Annotated in this window: 11 protein-coding genes; 8 read left to right on the forward strand and 3 right to left on the reverse strand. The window is 53.8% G+C overall.

What is annotated here, in order from left to right; genetic code table 11:
- Positions 1 to 29: 29 nt before the first annotated feature.
- From cydC to trxB, 3 genes are all read right to left on the reverse strand, one after another.
- Positions 30 to 1,751 carry a heme ABC transporter ATP-binding protein/permease CydC gene (gene cydC / locus E1B03_RS09575; protein ID WP_133086108.1) on the reverse strand — a complete coding sequence of 574 codons (1,722 nt, stop codon included), beginning with the start codon at positions 1,749 to 1,751 and terminating at the stop codon, positions 30 to 32.
- On the reverse strand, positions 1,752 to 3,518 hold the full coding sequence (gene cydD, locus E1B03_RS09580) for a heme ABC transporter permease/ATP-binding protein CydD (RefSeq protein WP_103768929.1): 1,767 nt from the start codon (positions 3,516 to 3,518) through the stop codon (positions 1,752 to 1,754).
- A 114-nt stretch (positions 3,519 to 3,632) separates the two neighbouring features.
- A complete protein-coding gene (gene trxB, locus E1B03_RS09585; protein WP_016152427.1) occupies positions 3,633 to 4,601 on the reverse strand; it encodes a thioredoxin-disulfide reductase in 969 nt (322 codons plus the stop codon).
- Positions 4,602 to 5,148: 547 nt separating this feature from the next.
- On the opposite strand from trxB, the gene lrp reads away from it, so the two are divergent.
- The 8 genes from lrp to E1B03_RS09625 all read left to right on the forward strand — a co-directional run bounded on the left by lrp (position 5,149) and on the right by E1B03_RS09625 (position 17,511).
- Positions 5,149 to 5,643 (forward strand): leucine-responsive transcriptional regulator Lrp, encoded by a 495-nt coding sequence (gene lrp / locus E1B03_RS09590; RefSeq protein ID WP_002439523.1) that lies wholly within the window; start codon positions 5,149 to 5,151, stop codon positions 5,641 to 5,643.
- A 134-nt stretch (positions 5,644 to 5,777) separates the two neighbouring features.
- On the forward strand, positions 5,778 to 9,875 hold the full coding sequence (ftsK, locus tag E1B03_RS09595; protein WP_103768930.1) for a DNA translocase FtsK: 4,098 nt from the start codon (positions 5,778 to 5,780) through the stop codon (positions 9,873 to 9,875).
- 111 nt (positions 9,876 to 9,986) lie between these two features.
- A complete protein-coding gene (gene lolA / locus E1B03_RS09600) occupies positions 9,987 to 10,598 on the forward strand; it encodes an outer membrane lipoprotein periplasmic chaperone LolA (RefSeq protein ID WP_003831898.1) in 612 nt (203 codons plus the stop codon).
- A gap of 10 nt (positions 10,599 to 10,608) precedes the next feature.
- Positions 10,609 to 11,952: a replication-associated recombination protein RarA gene (gene rarA, locus E1B03_RS09605; RefSeq protein WP_133086109.1), complete on the forward strand. Its 1,344-nt coding sequence runs from the start codon at positions 10,609 to 10,611 to the stop codon at positions 11,950 to 11,952.
- A gap of 92 nt (positions 11,953 to 12,044) precedes the next feature.
- Positions 12,045 to 13,337: a serine--tRNA ligase gene (gene serS, locus E1B03_RS09610; RefSeq protein WP_003836908.1), complete on the forward strand. Its 1,293-nt coding sequence runs from the start codon at positions 12,045 to 12,047 to the stop codon at positions 13,335 to 13,337.
- A gap of 236 nt (positions 13,338 to 13,573) precedes the next feature.
- Positions 13,574 to 16,018 carry a dimethylsulfoxide reductase subunit A gene (gene dmsA / locus E1B03_RS09615; protein WP_103768932.1) on the forward strand — a complete coding sequence of 815 codons (2,445 nt, stop codon included), beginning with the start codon at positions 13,574 to 13,576 and terminating at the stop codon, positions 16,016 to 16,018.
- A 10-nt stretch (positions 16,019 to 16,028) separates the two neighbouring features.
- The gene (locus E1B03_RS09620; RefSeq protein WP_103768933.1) at positions 16,029 to 16,646 is read left to right on the forward strand and encodes a DMSO/selenate family reductase complex B subunit; all 618 of its coding nucleotides are present in this window, start codon (positions 16,029 to 16,031) and stop codon (positions 16,644 to 16,646) included.
- 1 nt (position 16,647) lies between these two features.
- Positions 16,648 to 17,511 (forward strand): dimethyl sulfoxide reductase anchor subunit family protein, encoded by an 864-nt coding sequence (locus tag E1B03_RS09625; RefSeq protein WP_103768934.1) that lies wholly within the window; start codon positions 16,648 to 16,650, stop codon positions 17,509 to 17,511.
- Positions 17,512 to 17,601 lie beyond the last annotated feature (90 nt).

Below are 17,601 nucleotides of genomic sequence, written 5' to 3' on the forward strand. Positions count from 1 at the left end.
CTACGCGAGTTTGATCGTTCAATAATAGCTTACAGACGTTGCTTAAACTGGTAATAACGCCCCTGCCTGGCTAACAGATCTGCGTGGTTACCTTGCTCAATAATTTGTCCGTTGTCCATTACTATTATTTGATCGAAATGCGACAACCCGCGCAGACGATGTGTAACCATCAGTACGGTTTTATTGCGCATGACATCGCCAATTAATTCAAGCATTTGGCTTTCCGTTGTGGCATCAAGCCCTTCGGTAGGTTCATCCAGCAGCATCAGTGGAGCATCGTGCAATAAGGCGCGGGCGATAGCCAGACGACGGAGCTCACCGCCAGAAAGTTGACGACCGCCTTCGCCCAGCCAGGCGTTAAGTCCATCATCCTCAAGCAGTTTGTCCAGACCGACGCGGCACAACATCGCGGCTAATGCGTCATCGCTGGCATGCGGTGCCGCCAGCAGCAGGTTATCGCGAAGCGTTGCGCTGAACAGATGTACGCGCTGCGGTACCACGCTAACGCTCTGGCGCAGCGTGGCTTCACTAAGGGTTGCAATCGGCTGCTCGTTAATCAAAATCTCGCCATTCTGCGGATCCCATGCGCGGGTCAACAATTGCAGCAGCGTTGACTTGCCGCAACCGGTACGGCCAAGAATCGCAATGTGTTCACCGGGTGTAGCCTGTAGGGATAGAGTATCGAGCGCTTTTTGTGCCTGTCCCGGGTAGCTGAATGACACATCGCGTAGCGTAAGGGTGATCTGCTCAGGAACCGGGGAACCGGCAGCCGGGAAGGTGACTTCTGGCTGCTGTTCGGTTAATTCGGTGATACGCAGCGCGGAGGCAATAACCTGACCGAGATGCTGAAACGCGCCGGTGACTGGCGCTAACGCTTCGAACGCCGCCAGCGCACAGAAGACAAACAGCGCGATCAGTGCGCCAGGCTGGGTGTTGCCACCCACGCCGCCTGAGGCCATCCATAACATCATTATCACCGCCAGTGCGCCAACTAACAGCATGACCGCCTGTGACAACGCGGTTAATTCAGACTGGCGTCGCTGGGCTTCATGCCACTGCAACTCGGTGGCTTCCATTTGAGCGCGGTAGCGTTCACTGGCGCCAAATATGGTCAATTCAGCCTGGCCTTGCAGCCAGGACGTTAACTGCTGACGATATTGTCCACGCAGATGCGTCAGACTTTGTCCAGTGCTCTTGCCTGCCTGATAAAAGAGCGGGGGCAAGATAAACAAGGTCAGCAGCATAATACCGCCGAGGGTGATAGCCAGTGTGAAATCCAGAACGCTTAGCCCCAGCGTAACCACCATAATGACGACAAAAGCGCCTACCAGCGGGGAGAGCACGCGCAGATACAGATGATCGAGCGTGTCGACATCCGCCACTACTCGGTTAAGCAATTCCCCCTGTCCATAACGAGACAGACCGGCAGGGGAGAGCGGCAGCAGTTTGCTGAAGGTATAAATACGCAAATGTTGCAGCACGCGGAACGTTGCGTCATGGCTGACCAGCCGCTCGAAATAACGCCCTGCGGTACGGGTGATTGCGGCACCGCGTACGCCCGCGGCAGGGAGCATATAGTTAAAGCTGTAAATCCCGGTGACGCCAACCACCGCAGAAGCCGACAGGAACCAACCTGAAAGCGTCAGTAAACCAATACTTGCCAGCAGCGTGACGATCGCCAGAACGATCCCCAGCGTTAACATCCATTTGTGGCGTTTATATAACGTCAGATAAGGTAGCAAAGCGCGCATTCAGATGTCCTCCTGACGATGAGCCAGTAATGTCGCAAAAGCCCCGTTGGCTGAGCTAAGTTCGGTCCAGTTACCTTGTTCAACGATCTGACCATCCTGCATCACCCAGATAGCGTCCCAGTCGGTAAGATCTTCCAACTGGTGTGTCACCATCAGCGTGGTCTGGCGGCGCGATGCCGCGTTCAACGCCTGCATCACGCGGCGTTCGCTGTGCGCATCAAGGCTGGCGGCGGGTTCGTCCAGCAGCAGTAACTGGCAGGGATTGAGCAAGGCGCGAGCCACGGCAACGCGCTGGGCTTGTCCGACGGAAAGTCGAGCCACCTGATCGCCAACTGGCGTATCCACACCCTGTGGCAGCAGCGGTAGAAACTCGCTGACCCAGGCGCTGTCGAGTGCGACCTGTAGCTGTTCTTCGCTGGCATCGGGGCGAGCCAGCAGCACGTTTTCGCGTAACGTAGCGGCAGGAAGCTGTGGGTTTTGACCAACCCATGACAGCTGTTTACGCCAGCAATCAGGCGACAGGTCGCGCAGTTCAAAACCGTTAATTCGCAGCGATCCCTGATAAGAGAGGAAACCAGACAGGGCATTGAGTAGCGAACTTTTGCCGGAGCCGCTGCGTCCAACCAGTACCGCGCGTTGACCGGCTGGTAGGGTAAAATTGAGCGGACCCGCCAGCACTTTGCCTTCAGGCGAGGTGATTACCAGATCTTGTGCTTCTATTGAAACGGCGTCTTTCGTTGCCAGTTCAATGTCGCCACGCTCTGGGTGAGCCAGCGGGGTTTCCATAAAGGTTTTCAGGCTGTCCGCTGCACCAACGGCTTGTGCTTTGGCGTGATAAAACGTACCCAGATCGCGCAAAGGCTGGAAAAATTCCGGTGCCAGAATGAGCGCGAGGAAGCCAGCAGCCAGCGTGACGCCCGTCCCGTAGTGGCCGAAATCAAGCTCTCCTAGGTAGGAAAAACCAAAGTACACCGCGACCAGCGCAATAGAAAGCGATGTAAAGAACTCAAGCACACCGGATGACAAGAACGCCAGGCGCAGGACTTCCATGGTGCGCTGGCGGAAATCCTGTGACGCAGCGCGGATGCTTTCCGTTTCGGCTTCACCGCGACCAAATATTCTTAGCGTCTCCATACCCCGCAAGCGATCGAGGAAATGACCGCTGAGGCGGGCAAGAGCAAGAAAATTACGGCGGTTAGCATCGGCTGCGCCCATACCGACCATTGCCATAAACAACGGGATCAGCGGGGCTGTTCCGAGCAGTATAAGCGCGGCCACCCAGTTTGACGGGAACACCGCCGCGACAATCAATAACGGGACGCATACGGCCAGCGCCATTTGCGGCAGATAACGTGCATAGTAGTCATGCATGTCGTCAATCTGTTCCAGGATAAGCGTAGCCCAGCTCCCGGCTGGTTTACCTTGTATCCAGGCAGGACCTGCCTGTTGCAGACGGTCAAGCACCTGGCGGCGAATTTCAAAGCGAATATGTTGTCCTGCGTGAAACCCGACCCGTTCGCGTAACCAGACGACCCATGCCCGCAGGATAAAAATCAATACCAGCACGATGAAAGGAAGCAGAAGCGCCTCTCGGGGAATATTGGCCATGATCATGTGGTCCAGAATTCGGGCCATGAGCCAGGCCTGAGCGACGATTAACAGACCGCTCACGAATCCCAACAGGCGTGAAATGTTCAGCCATCGTTGGGAAATTACACTTTGCTGTTTTAACCAGCGGGTCAGCTCTTTTTGACGGGTTTTATTCATTGCACGCTTAGCAGGTGAGTTATAGGAATTTTTGGGCAGGGCAATGTTACAACGAGGCAAAAATAAAGGCGACTTATAGTCGCCTTTTTTACTTTTGTTACTGATTTGTAAAACTTATTTGCAAGCGTCAGCCAGACCGTCCAGATAACGTTCAGCATCAAGCGCAGCCATACAGCCCGTGCCCGCAGAGGTGATCGCCTGGCGATAAATATGGTCCATCACGTCACCGGCTGCGAAAACCCCCGGAATGCTGGTTTGGGTTGCATTTCCGTGAATACCTGACTGTACTTTGATGTAGCCGTTTTCCAGTTCAAGTTGGCCGTCGAAAATAGCGGTATTCGGGCTGTGACCGATAGCGACAAACAACCCTGCAACGTCAAGCGACTCCACGTTATCAGTGTTTTGCGTATCGCGCAGGCGCAGTCCGGTTACGCCCATTTGATCGCCGGTCACTTCTTCCAGTGTGCGGTGGGTATGCAGCACGATGTTGCCGTTTTCGACTTTATCCATCAAACGTTTGATGAGAATTTTCTCGGCGCGGAAGCTGTCACGACGGTGAATCAAATGCACTTCAGATGCGATATTCGCCAGATACAGCGCTTCTTCAACAGCAGTGTTGCCGCCGCCGATCACCGCAACTTTTTGGTTACGGTAGAAGAAACCGTCGCAGGTCGCACAGGCGGAAACGCCGCGGCCTTTGAATGCTTCTTCCGAAGGCAGGCCCAGGTAACGTGCTGAAGCGCCGGTGGCGATGATCAGTGCGTCACAGGTGTATTCACCGCTGTCGCCGGTCAGACGGAAAGGACGGTTTTGCAGATCAACTTTGCTGATGTGATCAAAAATGATTTCAGTATCAAATTTGGTCGCATGTTCGTGCATACGCTCCATCAGCAGCGGGCCCGTGAGATCGTGCGGATCGCCAGGCCAGTTTTCCACTTCTGTTGTTGTGGTCAGCTGACCACCTTTTTCCATACCGGTGATCAGTACCGGTTGCAGGTTAGCGCGTGCAGCGTAGACCGCAGCGGTATATCCCGCAGGGCCAGAGCCCAGAATAAGAAGTTTACTGTGTTTGGTTGCGCCCATGAGATCCCCATAGTTGTTGGCAGGCAATGAGCAGGATTGTAGGGAATTTACAGGCGTAAAAAAAGAGTATGGCGATTTTGTTAACAATATGTGTAATAGCAGAAACCGATGAGCGGATGAATTAAGCGTAATACTATAACGATTTCTACTTAAAATCGGTCAGTTATAAGGTGATAAAATGACGATTTTCCATCACTGCGAATGAATAACTGGCATGTTGTACTAAAAATCGATGTTTTGCTTTGACAATCACCTGCTGTTTTGCGAAAACATTCAAGGAAGAAAAAAACTGTGTCATGTATGTGCTGCATAATCATGCATGTAGATATCATGTTTACCGTGTTAGCGAAATCTACGCATGGTGTGGACAGATGCCATTCGTGATGTCGATAGCCGCCGACAGGCAACGGTCTTCTCACCATAAGCCCAGGCATTGCAAACCAAAAATCCCTCTGGGTTGCGGTTTATTTTGATGGGTAGCGACTCTGAACAGTGATGTTGGTAGAGTCAGGCAGGAGTAGGGAAGGAATACAGAGAGACAATAATAATGGTAGATAGTAAGAAGCGCCCTGGCAAAGATCTCGACCGTATCGATCGTAACATTCTTAATGAGCTGCAAAAGGATGGGCGTATTTCTAACGTCGAGCTTTCTAAACGTGTGGGTCTTTCACCAACGCCCTGCCTTGAGCGTGTGCGTCGGTTGGAAAGACAGGGTTTCATTCAGGGCTATACAGCGCTGTTAAACCCGCATTATCTGGATGCATCACTTCTGGTTTTTGTTGAGATTACTCTGAATCGTGGCGCCCCGGATGTGTTTGAACAATTTAACTCTGCGGTACAAAAACTTGAAGAAATTCAAGAGTGTCATTTGGTTTCCGGTGATTTCGACTATTTGCTGAAAACACGCGTACCGGATATGTCGGCATACCGTAAGCTGTTGGGGGAAACCCTGCTGCGTCTGCCTGGCGTGAATGACACACGTACTTATGTAGTAATGGAAGAAGTGAAACAGAGCAATCGTCTGGTAATTAAGACGCGCTAACACGGAACAGGTGCAAAATCGACGCAGTTTGATTACACTCCTGTTAATCCATACAGCAACAGTGCCGGGGCAACCCGGTGCTGTTGTCCGTTTTAGCATCGGGCAGGAAAAGCCTGAAACCTGGAGAGCCGTTTTTGAGCCAGGAATACACTGAAGACAAAGACGTCACATTGACGAAGTTAAGCAGCGGGCGCCGACTTCTGGAAGCGCTACTGATCCTTATTGCCCTTTTTGCCGTCTGGTTGATGGCTGCCTTACTCAGCTTTAACCCTTCGGATCCCAGTTGGTCGCAAACCGCGTGGCACGAACCTATTCATAATCTGGGAGGAATTCCCGGAGCATGGCTGGCGGACACGCTGTTCTTTATTTTCGGCGTCATGGCCTACACCATTCCCGTCATCATTGTCGGCGGTTGCTGGTTTGCATGGCGACACCAGGCCAGCGACGAATACGTCGATTATTTTGCCGTTTCGCTGCGCATAATTGGCGTTCTGGCACTAATTCTCACTTCCTGCGGTCTTGCCGCAATCAATGCCGATGATATCTGGTATTTCGCCTCTGGCGGCGTGATCGGCAGTCTGCTCAGTACGACGCTGCAACCATTACTGCACAGCAGCGGCGGTACGCTGACGCTATTATGCATTTGGGCTGCGGGATTAACGCTGTTTACCGGTTGGTCGTGGGTGAGCATTGCGGAAAAACTGGGCGGTTGGTTACTCAATATCCTGACCTTTGCCAGCAACCGTACCCGCCGCGACGATACCTGGGTCGATGACGAAGAATATGAAGATGAAGACGAGTCTGTCGACGCCGCTGATGGCAAACCCCATGAATCGCGACGGGCTCGTATTCTGCGCGGTGCGTTAGCGCGCCGTAAGCGTCTGGCGGAGAAATTTACCAACCCGCTTGGCCGTCATACCGATGCGGCGCTGTTCTCTGGCAAACGCATGGATGATGAAGACGAAATTGAATATAGCGCCCGCGGCGTTGTTGCCGATCCTAACGATGTGCTGTTTTCCGGCAATCGCGCGACGCTACCTGAATATGACGAACTCGACCCGTTGCTGAATGGTCATTCGGTGACAGAGCCTGTGGCCGCCGCCGCAGCGGCTACAACGGCCGCGCAGGCCTGGAGTGCGCCGGTTGATCCGCTGCTGCAAACGTCGCCCGTGACCAGCACCGTTATGGAACAAGCCGCTCCAGCCGTCGCCTGGCAATCCGCGCCTGGTCCGCAAACTGGTGATGCGGTGATTGCCCCAGCGCCGGAAGGTTATCCGCAGCCAACCCAGTACGCGCAGCCACCGGTACAACAGCAGTATGAGCCATGGCAGCAACCGGTTGTAGAGCAGAGTCCGCAGCCGCAATATTACGCGCCGCAGACCGCTGAACCCGCTTATGCGCAACCCGTCGCGCCGCAACCGCAGGAATTCGCTGCGCAGCAAAACTGGCAGCCGGAACCTGTTTACCAACCGGAGCCCGTGCAGCAGCCTGTTTATCAGCAGGAACCGACCGTTCAACAGAGTCCCACGTTCCAGCAGCCTGCTTATCAGCCGGAGCCCGTGCCGCAACCTGTTTATCAGCAGGAATCCACTCTTCAACAGAGTACTACGTTCCAGCAGCCTGTGGTGGAACAACCACCTGTGGTGGAACCTGAACCGGTGGTAGAAGAGGTTAAACCGACTCGTCCTCCACTCTACTATTTTGAAGAAGTTGAAGAGAAACGTGCGCGTGAGCGCGAGCAACTGGCCGCCTGGTATCAGCCAATTCCAGAGCCTGTTCAGGAACCTGAACGTGTTAAGCCGTCTATGCCATCTATGCCGACGGCTGCATCCATTCCGCCCGTTGAGTCGGTTGCTGCCGTTGCGCCGCTGGCCGCTGGCGTGAAAAGTGCCGCTCTCGGAGCAGGTAGCGCTGCCGCAGCACCTGTCTTTAGCCTTGCGGGTAGCGGTGCGCCGCGTCCACAGGTGAAAGAGGGTATTGGTCCGCAGTTACCGCGTCCGAACCGTGTGCGCGTACCTACTCGTCGGGAATTGGCGTCGTATGGCATCAAACTGCCGTCACAGCGAATGGCTGAAGAGAAAGCGCGTGAAGAGCAGCTTGATACTGATGTGTACAGTGACGATGAAATTGATGCGATGCAGCAGGATGAGCTGGCGCGTCAGTTTGCCCAGTCGCAGCAGAACCGCTATGGCGAAGAGTATCAGGACGATACTAATCAAGCTGATGACGAAGATTCAGCCGCAGAAGCGGAACTGGCTCGCCAGTTTGCCAACTCCCAGCAGCAGCGCTATTCCGGTGAACAGCCTGCCGGGGCAAATCCGTTCTCGCTCGATGACTTTGAGTTTTCTCCAATGAAAACGCTGGTAGACGAGGGACCGCATGAGCCGCTGTTTACGCCAGGCGTAATGCCGGAGTCTGCGCCGCAGTACCAGGAACCTGTCGCACCGCAGCAGCATTATCAGCAACCGGCGCAGCCAGTTGCACCGCAGCAGCATTATCAGCAACCGGCGCAGCCTGTCGCACCGCAGCAGCACTATCAGCAGCCGGCGCAGCCCGTTGCACCGCAGCAGCACTATCAGCAGCCGGCGCAGCCCGTTGCACCGCAGCAGCACTATCAGCAACCGGTGCAGCCTGTCGCACCGCAGCAGCATTATCAGCAGCCGGCGCAGCCCGTTACACCACCGCCGCAGGATAGTCTGATCCATCCGCTGCTGATGCGTAATGGCGACAGTCGTCCGGCGCACCGTCCAAGTACGCCGCTGCCATCGTTAGATCTGCTCACGCCGCCGCCGAGCGAAGTTGAGCCGATAGATACGTTCGCACTGGAGCAAATGGCACGTCTGGTGGAAGCGCGTCTGGCTGATTTCCGCATTAAAGCCGATGTGGTGAACTACTCTCCAGGTCCGGTGATTACCCGCTTTGAGCTGAATCTGGCTCCCGGCGTTAAAGCGGCGCGTATTTCCAACCTGTCGCGAGATCTGGCGCGTTCGTTGTCCACCGCGGCGGTACGTGTGGTTGAGGTTATTCCAGGCAAACCGTATGTCGGACTGGAGTTACCGAATAAAAAACGTCAAACCGTTTATCTGCGTGAAGTGCTGGATAACGCTAAATTCCGTGATAACTCATCTCCGCTGACCGTGGTGCTGGGTAAAGATATTGCGGGCGAACCGGTGGTGGCCGATCTGGCAAAAATGCCGCACCTGCTGGTAGCAGGTACAACCGGTTCCGGTAAGTCGGTTGGGGTGAACGCCATGATCCTCAGCATGCTGTACAAAGCGCAGCCGGAAGACGTTCGCTTTATCATGATTGACCCGAAAATGCTGGAACTGTCGGTTTATGAAGGCATTCCGCATCTGTTGACTGAAGTTGTGACCGATATGAAAGATGCTGCTAATGCCTTGCGCTGGAGCGTCAATGAAATGGAACGTCGCTATAAGCTGATGTCGGCGCTTGGCGTGCGTAACCTTGCTGGTTATAACGAGAAAATTGCTGAAGCCTCACGTATGGGACGTCCGATTCCGGACCCGTACTGGAAGCCGGGCGACAGCATGGATGTTCAGCATCCGGTGCTGGAGAAACTGCCGTATATCGTTGTGCTGGTGGATGAATTCGCCGACCTGATGATGACCGTAGGTAAAAAGGTGGAAGAATTGATTGCCCGTCTGGCGCAAAAAGCGCGTGCGGCAGGGATCCACCTGGTGCTGGCAACTCAGCGACCGTCGGTTGACGTTATCACTGGTCTGATTAAAGCGAACATCCCGACGCGTATCGCCTTTACCGTGTCCAGTAAAATTGACTCGCGTACCATCCTTGATCAGGGCGGAGCGGAATCACTGTTGGGTATGGGTGACATGCTTTATTCCGCACCAAACTCGACGATTCCTGTGCGTGTACATGGTGCCTTTGTACGCGATGAAGAAGTTCACGCGGTGGTTCAGGACTGGAAAGCGCGCGGTCGCCCACAATACGTTGACGGCATCACCTCTGACAGCGAAAGCGAAGGCGGCGGTGGCGGCTTTGATGGTGGTGAAGAGTTGGATCCGCTGTTCGATCAGGCGGTAAACTTTGTGACCCAGAAACGCAAAGCCTCAATTTCCGGCGTCCAGCGTCAGTTCCGTATCGGCTACAACCGAGCGGCGCGTATCATCGAGCAGATGGAAGCGCAAGGAATTGTCAGCGAGCAAGGGCATAATGGTAATCGTGAAGTGTTGGCTCCGCCGCCCTTCGAATGATTGCAAAGTTAAGTAATTCAGTATTTTCTACTTTCCTCATGCTGATTTTTGGCCTGAAATGGATAGCAGAGGGATCTCCCCGTTGGGAGTGACGTATTTTGAGGAATAACGATGAAAAGAATCGCAATCACCTGTGCATTACTGTCGAGCTTTGTGGTGAGCAGCGTCTGGGCTGATGCTGCCAGCGACCTGAAAAGCCGCCTGGATAAAGTCAGTAGCTTCCATGCCAGCTTTACTCAGAAGGTCACGGACGGTAGCGGCGCGGCGGTGCAGGAAGGTCAGGGTGATTTATGGGTTAAACGTCCAAATCTGTTTAACTGGCATATGACGCAGCCTGATGAGAGCATCCTGGTTTCCGATGGTAAAACGCTGTGGTTCTTTAACCCGTTTGTCGAGCAGGCGACTGCGACCTGGCTGAAAGACGCCACGGGCAACACGCCGTTCATGCTGATTGCGCGTAACCAGGCCAGCGACTGGCAGCAGTACAACATTAAGCAAAACGGCGATGATTTCGTGCTGACGCCAAAAACCAGCAGCGGTAATCTGAAGCAGTTTACTATCAATGTTGGGCGCGACGGGACAATCCACCAGTTTAGCGCCGTTGAACAAGACGATCAGCGCAGCAGCTATCAACTGAAATCTCAGCAGAATGGTGCGATTGAACCCTCTAAATTTACTTTTACCCCGCCGCAAGGTGTAACGGTTGACGATCAACGTAAGTAGAGGCGTGTGAGTGAGCAATCTGTCGCTCGACTTTTCTGAGAATACTTTTCAGCCACTGGCCGCGCGCATGCGGCCAGAAAATTTAGCGCAGTATATCGGCCAGCAGCATCTGCTGGCTGCGGGTAAACCCTTGCCACGCGCCATTGAGGTCGGGCACCTGCACTCCATGATTTTATGGGGACCGCCGGGGACGGGGAAAACTACGCTTGCTGAAGTTATTGCCCGTTACGCCAACGCTGATGTTGAACGCATTTCGGCGGTTACGTCTGGTGTAAAAGAAATTCGTGAAGCGATTGAGCGTGCGCGTCAGAATCGTAACGCGGGTCGGCGCACGATCCTGTTTGTGGATGAAGTTCACCGTTTTAATAAAAGCCAACAGGATGCGTTTTTACCGCATATTGAAGACGGTACCATCACGTTTATTGGCGCCACCACTGAAAACCCCTCGTTTGAGTTGAACTCCGCGCTGCTGTCGCGTGCACGCGTTTATTTACTGAAATCGTTAACCACCGACGACATTGAGCAGGTGCTGGACCAGGCGATGTCAGACAACGCGCGGGGTTACGGCGGCCAGGATATCGTTCTGCCGCCAGAGACGCGTCGGGCGATTGCTGAACTGGTTAACGGTGACGCACGCCGGGCGCTGAATACGCTGGAAATGATGGCCGATATGGCCGAAGTTGATGATTCCGGCAAGCGCGTATTGAAACCGGAATTGCTCACTGAAATTGCCGGTGAGCGCAGCGCGCGCTTCGATAATAAAGGCGATCGCTTTTACGATCTTATCTCCGCATTGCATAAGTCGGTGCGCGGCAGTGCCCCGGATGCGGCGCTTTATTGGTATGCGCGAATCATCACCGCTGGCGGCGATCCGCTATACGTTGCCCGTCGCTGTCTGGCAATTGCCTCTGAAGATGTGGGCAATGCTGACCCTCGCGCTATGCAGGTGGCGATTTCCGCATGGGATTGCTTTACCCGCGTGGGACCAGCGGAAGGCGAACGAGCCATTGCTCAGGCGATCGTTTATCTGGCCTGTGCGCCGAAGAGTAATGCGGTTTACACCGCCTTCAAAGCTGCGCTGGCAGATGCCCGTGAACGTCCGGATTACGACGTACCGGTTCACCTGCGCAATGCGCCGACTAAGCTGATGAAAGAGATGGGCTACGGTCAGGAGTACCGTTACGCTCATGATGAGCCAAATGCCTATGCCGCCGGAGAAGAGTACTTCCCGCAGGAAATGGCACAAACGCGCTATTATCACCCCACAAACAGAGGTCTTGAAGGCAAGATTGGCGAAAAGCTCGCCTGGCTTGCCGGACAGGATCAAAATAGCCCTATAAAACGCTACCGTTAGTGTTATCGTTGCGGTAATGTTGTCTCTGTATCCCTGTGACCGCAGGCTGTGGTCACTTTCTCCTATTTTAATTCGATAAGCACAGGATAAGCATGCTCGATCCCAATCTGCTGCGTAATGAGCCAGACGCAGTCGCAGAAAAACTGGCAAGCCGGGGCTTTAAGCTGGATGTAGATAAGCTGCGCGCTCTTGAAGAGCGTCGTAAAGTTCTGCAGGTACAAACTGAAAACCTGCAGGCAGAGCGTAACTCTCGATCGAAATCCATCGGCCAGGCAAAAGCGCGCGGGGAAGATATCGAGTCTTTACGTCTGGAAGTGAACAAACTGGGCGAAGAGCTGGATGCCGCGAAAGCTGAACTTGATACCTTACAGGCCGAGATCCGCGACATTGCGCTGACTATTCCTAATCTGCCAGCGGACGAAGTTCCGGTGGGCAAAGACGAAAATGACAACGTCGAAGTTAGCCGCTGGGGTACTCCGCGTGAGTTTGATTTCGAAGTGCGCGATCACGTTACCCTGGGTGAAATGCACACGGGTCTTGATTTCGCTGCTGCAGTTAAGCTGACTGGCTCCCGTTTCGTGGTCATGAAAGGGCAGATCGCGCGTATGCACCGTGCGCTGTCTCAGTTCATGCTGGATCTGCATACCGAACAGCATGGCTACAGCGAAAACTACGTTCCGTATCTGGTTAACCATGACACGCTGTACGGTACAGGCCAACTGCCAAAATTCGCAGGCGATCTGTTCCACACGCGTCCACTGGATGAAGAAGCGGACAGCAGCAACTATGCGCTGATTCCAACGGCAGAAGTTCCTCTGACCAACCTGGTACGTGACGAAATCATTGACGAAGATGCGTTGCCGATCAAAATGACCGCGCATACGCCGTGCTTCCGTTCTGAAGCAGGTTCTTATGGCCGTGACACTCGTGGTCTGATCCGTATGCACCAGTTCGATAAAGTTGAGATGGTGCAAATCGTTCGCCCGGAAGACTCGATGGATGCGTTGGAAGAGATGACCGGTCATGCCGAGAAGGTCCTGCAACTGCTGGGTCTGCCGTATCGCAAGATCATCCTGTGCACAGGCGACATGGGCTTCGGCGCATGTAAAACTTACGATCTGGAAGTGTGGATCCCGGCGCAGAACACCTATCGTGAAATTTCTTCTTGCTCCAACGTGTGGGATTTCCAGGCTCGTCGTATGCAGGCGCGTTGTCGCAGCAAATCCGACAAAAAGACCCGTTTGGTGCATACGCTGAACGGTTCCGGTCTGGCGGTAGGTCGTACGCTGGTTGCGGTAATGGAAAACTATCAGCAGGCTGATGGTCGCATTCAGGTTCCGGAAGTATTACGTCCGTACATGAATGGCCTGGAATTCATCGGCTAAGCTACCTTTCTCTGCTAAAAAAGCGCCTCAGGGCGCTTTTTTTATGCCTGTTTGACGCTGGACAATAACACCTACTCCTACAGGAGTAATACTGCCTTCGAATGAAGGTTGGTATTTATCACTGCCTTTCCGCAAATTCATTACCTACCTGTCTGTATATCGATAGTAACGCTATATAAAAATATACATAACGAGTAATTGTCTTTTGTTTATTGTGAGCAGCAGAGTGAGCCACTATGAAAACTAAGATCCCCGATGCCGTGCTGGCAGCTGAGGTTAGTCGCCGCGGTTTGGTGAAAACGACGGCGATAGGCGGACTGGCGGTGGCCAGTAGCGCGTTTACCCTGCCATTTGCCCGTATTGCAAATGCCGCAGAAGCCCTTAATCCGGCACAGATTAATGAGAAAGTGATCTGGAGCGCGTGTACGGTGAACTGTGGTAGCCGCTGCCCACTGCGTATGCATGTGGTCGACGGTGAAATAAAATATGTCGAAACTGACAACACTGGCGATGACAACTATGACGGTTTGCACCAGGTACGCGCCTGTCTGCGTGGCCGCTCTATGCGTCGTCGTGTCTATAATCCCGATCGTCTGAAATACCCGATGAAACGCGTCGGCAAGCGTGGCGAAGGCAAATTTGAGCGCATCAGTTGGGATGAGGCCTACGACATCATCGCCAGCAATATGCAGCGTCTGATTAAAGATTACGGTAACGAGTCTATCTACCTGAACTACGGTACCGGTACGCTGGGTGGCACCATGACGCGCTCCTGGCCGCCGGGAAAAACGTTGGTGGCGCGACTGATGAACTGCTGCGGCGGCTACCTTAACCATTACGGGGATTATTCTTCAGCGCAAATCGCTGCCGGGTTGAACTACACCTACGGCGGCTGGGCTGACGGTAATAGTCCGTCCGACATTGAAAATAGCAAGCTGGTGGTTCTGTTCGGTAATAACCCTGGTGAAACCCGTATGAGCGGGGGTGGGGTAACCTATTATCTTGAACAGGCGCGGCAGAAATCCAATGCCCGCATGATCATTATCGATCCCCGCTACACGGATACCGGCGCGGGCCGTGAAGATGAATGGATCCCGATCCGTCCTGGTACCGATGCGGCGCTGGTTAATGGCCTGGCGTATGTCCTGATCACCGAAAACATGGTTGACCAACCGTTCCTCGATAAATACTGCGTAGGTTACGACGAGAAAACCTTACCGGCCGACGCGCCGAAGAACGGTCACTACAAGGCGTATATACTTGGGCAGGGCAAGGACGGTATTGCCAAGACTCCGGAATGGGCGGCGCAGATTACCGGTATTCCCGCTGAACGAATCGTCAAATTGGCGCGCGAAATCGGTAGCGCTAAACCGGCATACATTAGCCAGGGATGGGGGCCGCAGCGCCACGCTAACGGTGAAATAGCGACGCGCGCCATTTCTATGCTGGCAATCCTGACCGGTAACGTAGGGATCAACGGCGGCAACAGCGGGGCGCGTGAGGGCTCATACAGTTTGCCGTTTGAACGTATGCCTACGCTGGAAAACCCGGTTGAAACCAGTATTTCGATGTTCATGTGGACGGACGCGATTGAGCGAGGCCCGGAGATGACGGCCCTGCGTGACGGCGTACGAGGCAAAGACAAACTCGATGTTCCTATTAAGATGATCTGGAACTATGCCGGTAACTGCCTGATTAATCAGCACTCTGATATCAACCGTACGCATGAAATCCTGCAGGATGAGAACAAATGCGAGATGATCGTCGTCATCGACTGCCATATGACTTCCTCGGCGAAATACGCGGACATTTTGCTGCCGGACTGCACCGCCTCTGAGCAGATGGACTTCGCGCTGGATGCTTCCTGCGGCAACATGTCCTATGTGATTTTCACCGATCAGGCGATCAAGCCACGCTTCGAATGCAAGACTATCTACCAGATGACCAGCGAGCTAGCGAAACGCCTTGGCGTAGAGCAGCAGTTTACAGAAGGTCGTACTCAGGAAGAGTGGATGCGCCATCTCTACGAGCAGTCACGCAAAGCGATTCCTGAACTGCCAACGTTTGAAGAATTCCGTAAGCAAGGGATCTTTAAACAACGCGACCCGCAAGGGCATCACGTGGCGTACAAGACGTTCCGTGAGGACCCTAAAGCTAATCCGTTGACCACACCGTCAGGTAAGATCGAAATTTATTCGCAGCAGCTTGCTGAGATCGCTGCAACCTGGGAACTGCCGGAAGGCGATGTGATCGATCCGCTGCCGATCTATACCCCAGGCTTTGAGAGCTTAAACGATCCTCTGGTAGAGAAATTCCCTCTGCAGTTGACCGGCTTCCACTACAAGTCCCGCGTCCACTCGACCTATGGCAACGTGGATGTTCTGAAAGCATCCTGCCGCCAGGAAATGTGGATCAACCCGATGGATGCGCAGCGACGCGGCATTAACAACGGCGACAAGGTACGTATCTTTAACGATCGTGGTGAAGTGCATATTGAGGCGAAAGTCACGCCGCGTATGATGCCAGGCGTGGTGGCATTGGGCGAAGGGGCCTGGTATGACCCGGATGCAAAACGCGTGGATCAGGGCGGCTGCATTAATGTTCTGACAACCCAGCGTCCGTCTCCTCTCGCGAAGGGGAACCCGTCACACACGAACCTTGTTCAGGTTGAAAAGGTGTAAGGAGTAACCGATGACAACCCAGTATGGATTTTTTATTGATTCCAGCCGTTGCACCGGTTGCAAAACCTGCGAACTGGCCTGCAAAGATTTCAAGAACTTAACCCCGGAAGTTAGCTTCCGCCGCATTTATGAGTATGCGGGTGGTGACTGGCAGGAGGATAACGGCGTCTGGCATCAGAACGTCTTTGCCTATTACCTCTCTATTGCCTGTAACCACTGTGAAGATCCGGCCTGTACCAAGGTTTGTCCGAGCGGCGCGATGCACAAACGTGAAGATGGCTTTGTCGTTGTCGACGAAGATGTGTGCATTGGCTGTCGGTATTGCCACATGGCCTGTCCTTACGGCGCGCCGCAGTACAACGCTGAAAAAGGGCATATGACTAAATGTGACGGCTGCCATGAGCGCGTCGCTGAAGGTCAAAAACCTATATGCGTTGAGTCATGCCCACTGCGTGCGCTGGATTTTGGTCCGATTGAGGAACTGCGCAAAAAACACGGTACTTTGGCTGCGGTTGCGCCACTGCCGGGGGCGCACTTTACCAAACCAAGTATTGTCATCAAACCTAACGCCAATAGCCGCCCGACCGGGGATACCACAGGTTATCTGGCTAATCCGAAGGAGGTGTAAGATGGGAAGTGGATGGCATGAATGGCCGCTGATGATCTTCACTGTCTTCGGACAGTGTGTGGTTGGCGGCTTTATCGTTCTGGCGCTTGCGCTGATGAAAGGTGACTTACGTCCAGAATCGCAGCAGCGCGTGATTGTCTGCATGTTCGGGCTGTGGGTATTAATGGGCATTGGCTTTATTGCTTCTATGCTCCACCTGGGTTCACCGATGCGCGCCTTTAACTCACTCAATCGCGTTGGGTCTTCTGCGTTGAGTAATGAGATTGCCAGTGGCTCAATCTTCTTTGCCGTTGGTGGCATTGGCTGGCTGCTGGCTACATTGAAAAAAATGCCGCCCGCATTACGTAATCTGTGGTTAGTTGTCACCATGGTGCTGGGCGTGGTTTTTGTCTGGATGATGGTGCGCGTATATAACACCATCGATACCGTGCCGACCTGGTACAGTGTCTGGACGCCGCTGGGCTTCTTCCTGACGATGTTTATGGGCGGGCCGCTTCTGGGATATCTGTTGCTCAGAATTGCTGGCGTGGACGGTTGGGCGATGCGCCTGCTGCCGGCTATCTCAGTGCTTGCTCTGGTCGTGAGCGCTATCATGTCTGTCATGCAGGGGGTTGAACTGGCTACTATCCACAGTTCGATTCAGCAGGCGTCTGCGCTGGTTCCGGATTACGGCTCTCTGATGGCGTGGCGGATTGTGGCGCTGGCATTAGCGCTGTGCTGCTGGATTGTACCGCAGGTGAAAGGCTACCAGCCTGCCGTTCCGCTGCTTTCAGTCGCGTTTATTTTGCTGTTAGTTGGCGAGTTGATTGGTCGTGGCGTGTTCTACGGGTTGCATATGACCGTCGGTATGGCGGTGGCGAGTTAATCCATACTATGCCGGATGGCTGCTCGTGCCTTATCCGGCCTACACGATCCGTAGGCCGGATAAGCGAAGCACTATCAATAATATGTCAGG

The organism is Citrobacter arsenatis, from assembly GCF_004353845.1.
In the GTDB taxonomy this organism is placed as follows: domain Bacteria; phylum Pseudomonadota; class Gammaproteobacteria; order Enterobacterales; family Enterobacteriaceae; genus Citrobacter; species Citrobacter arsenatis.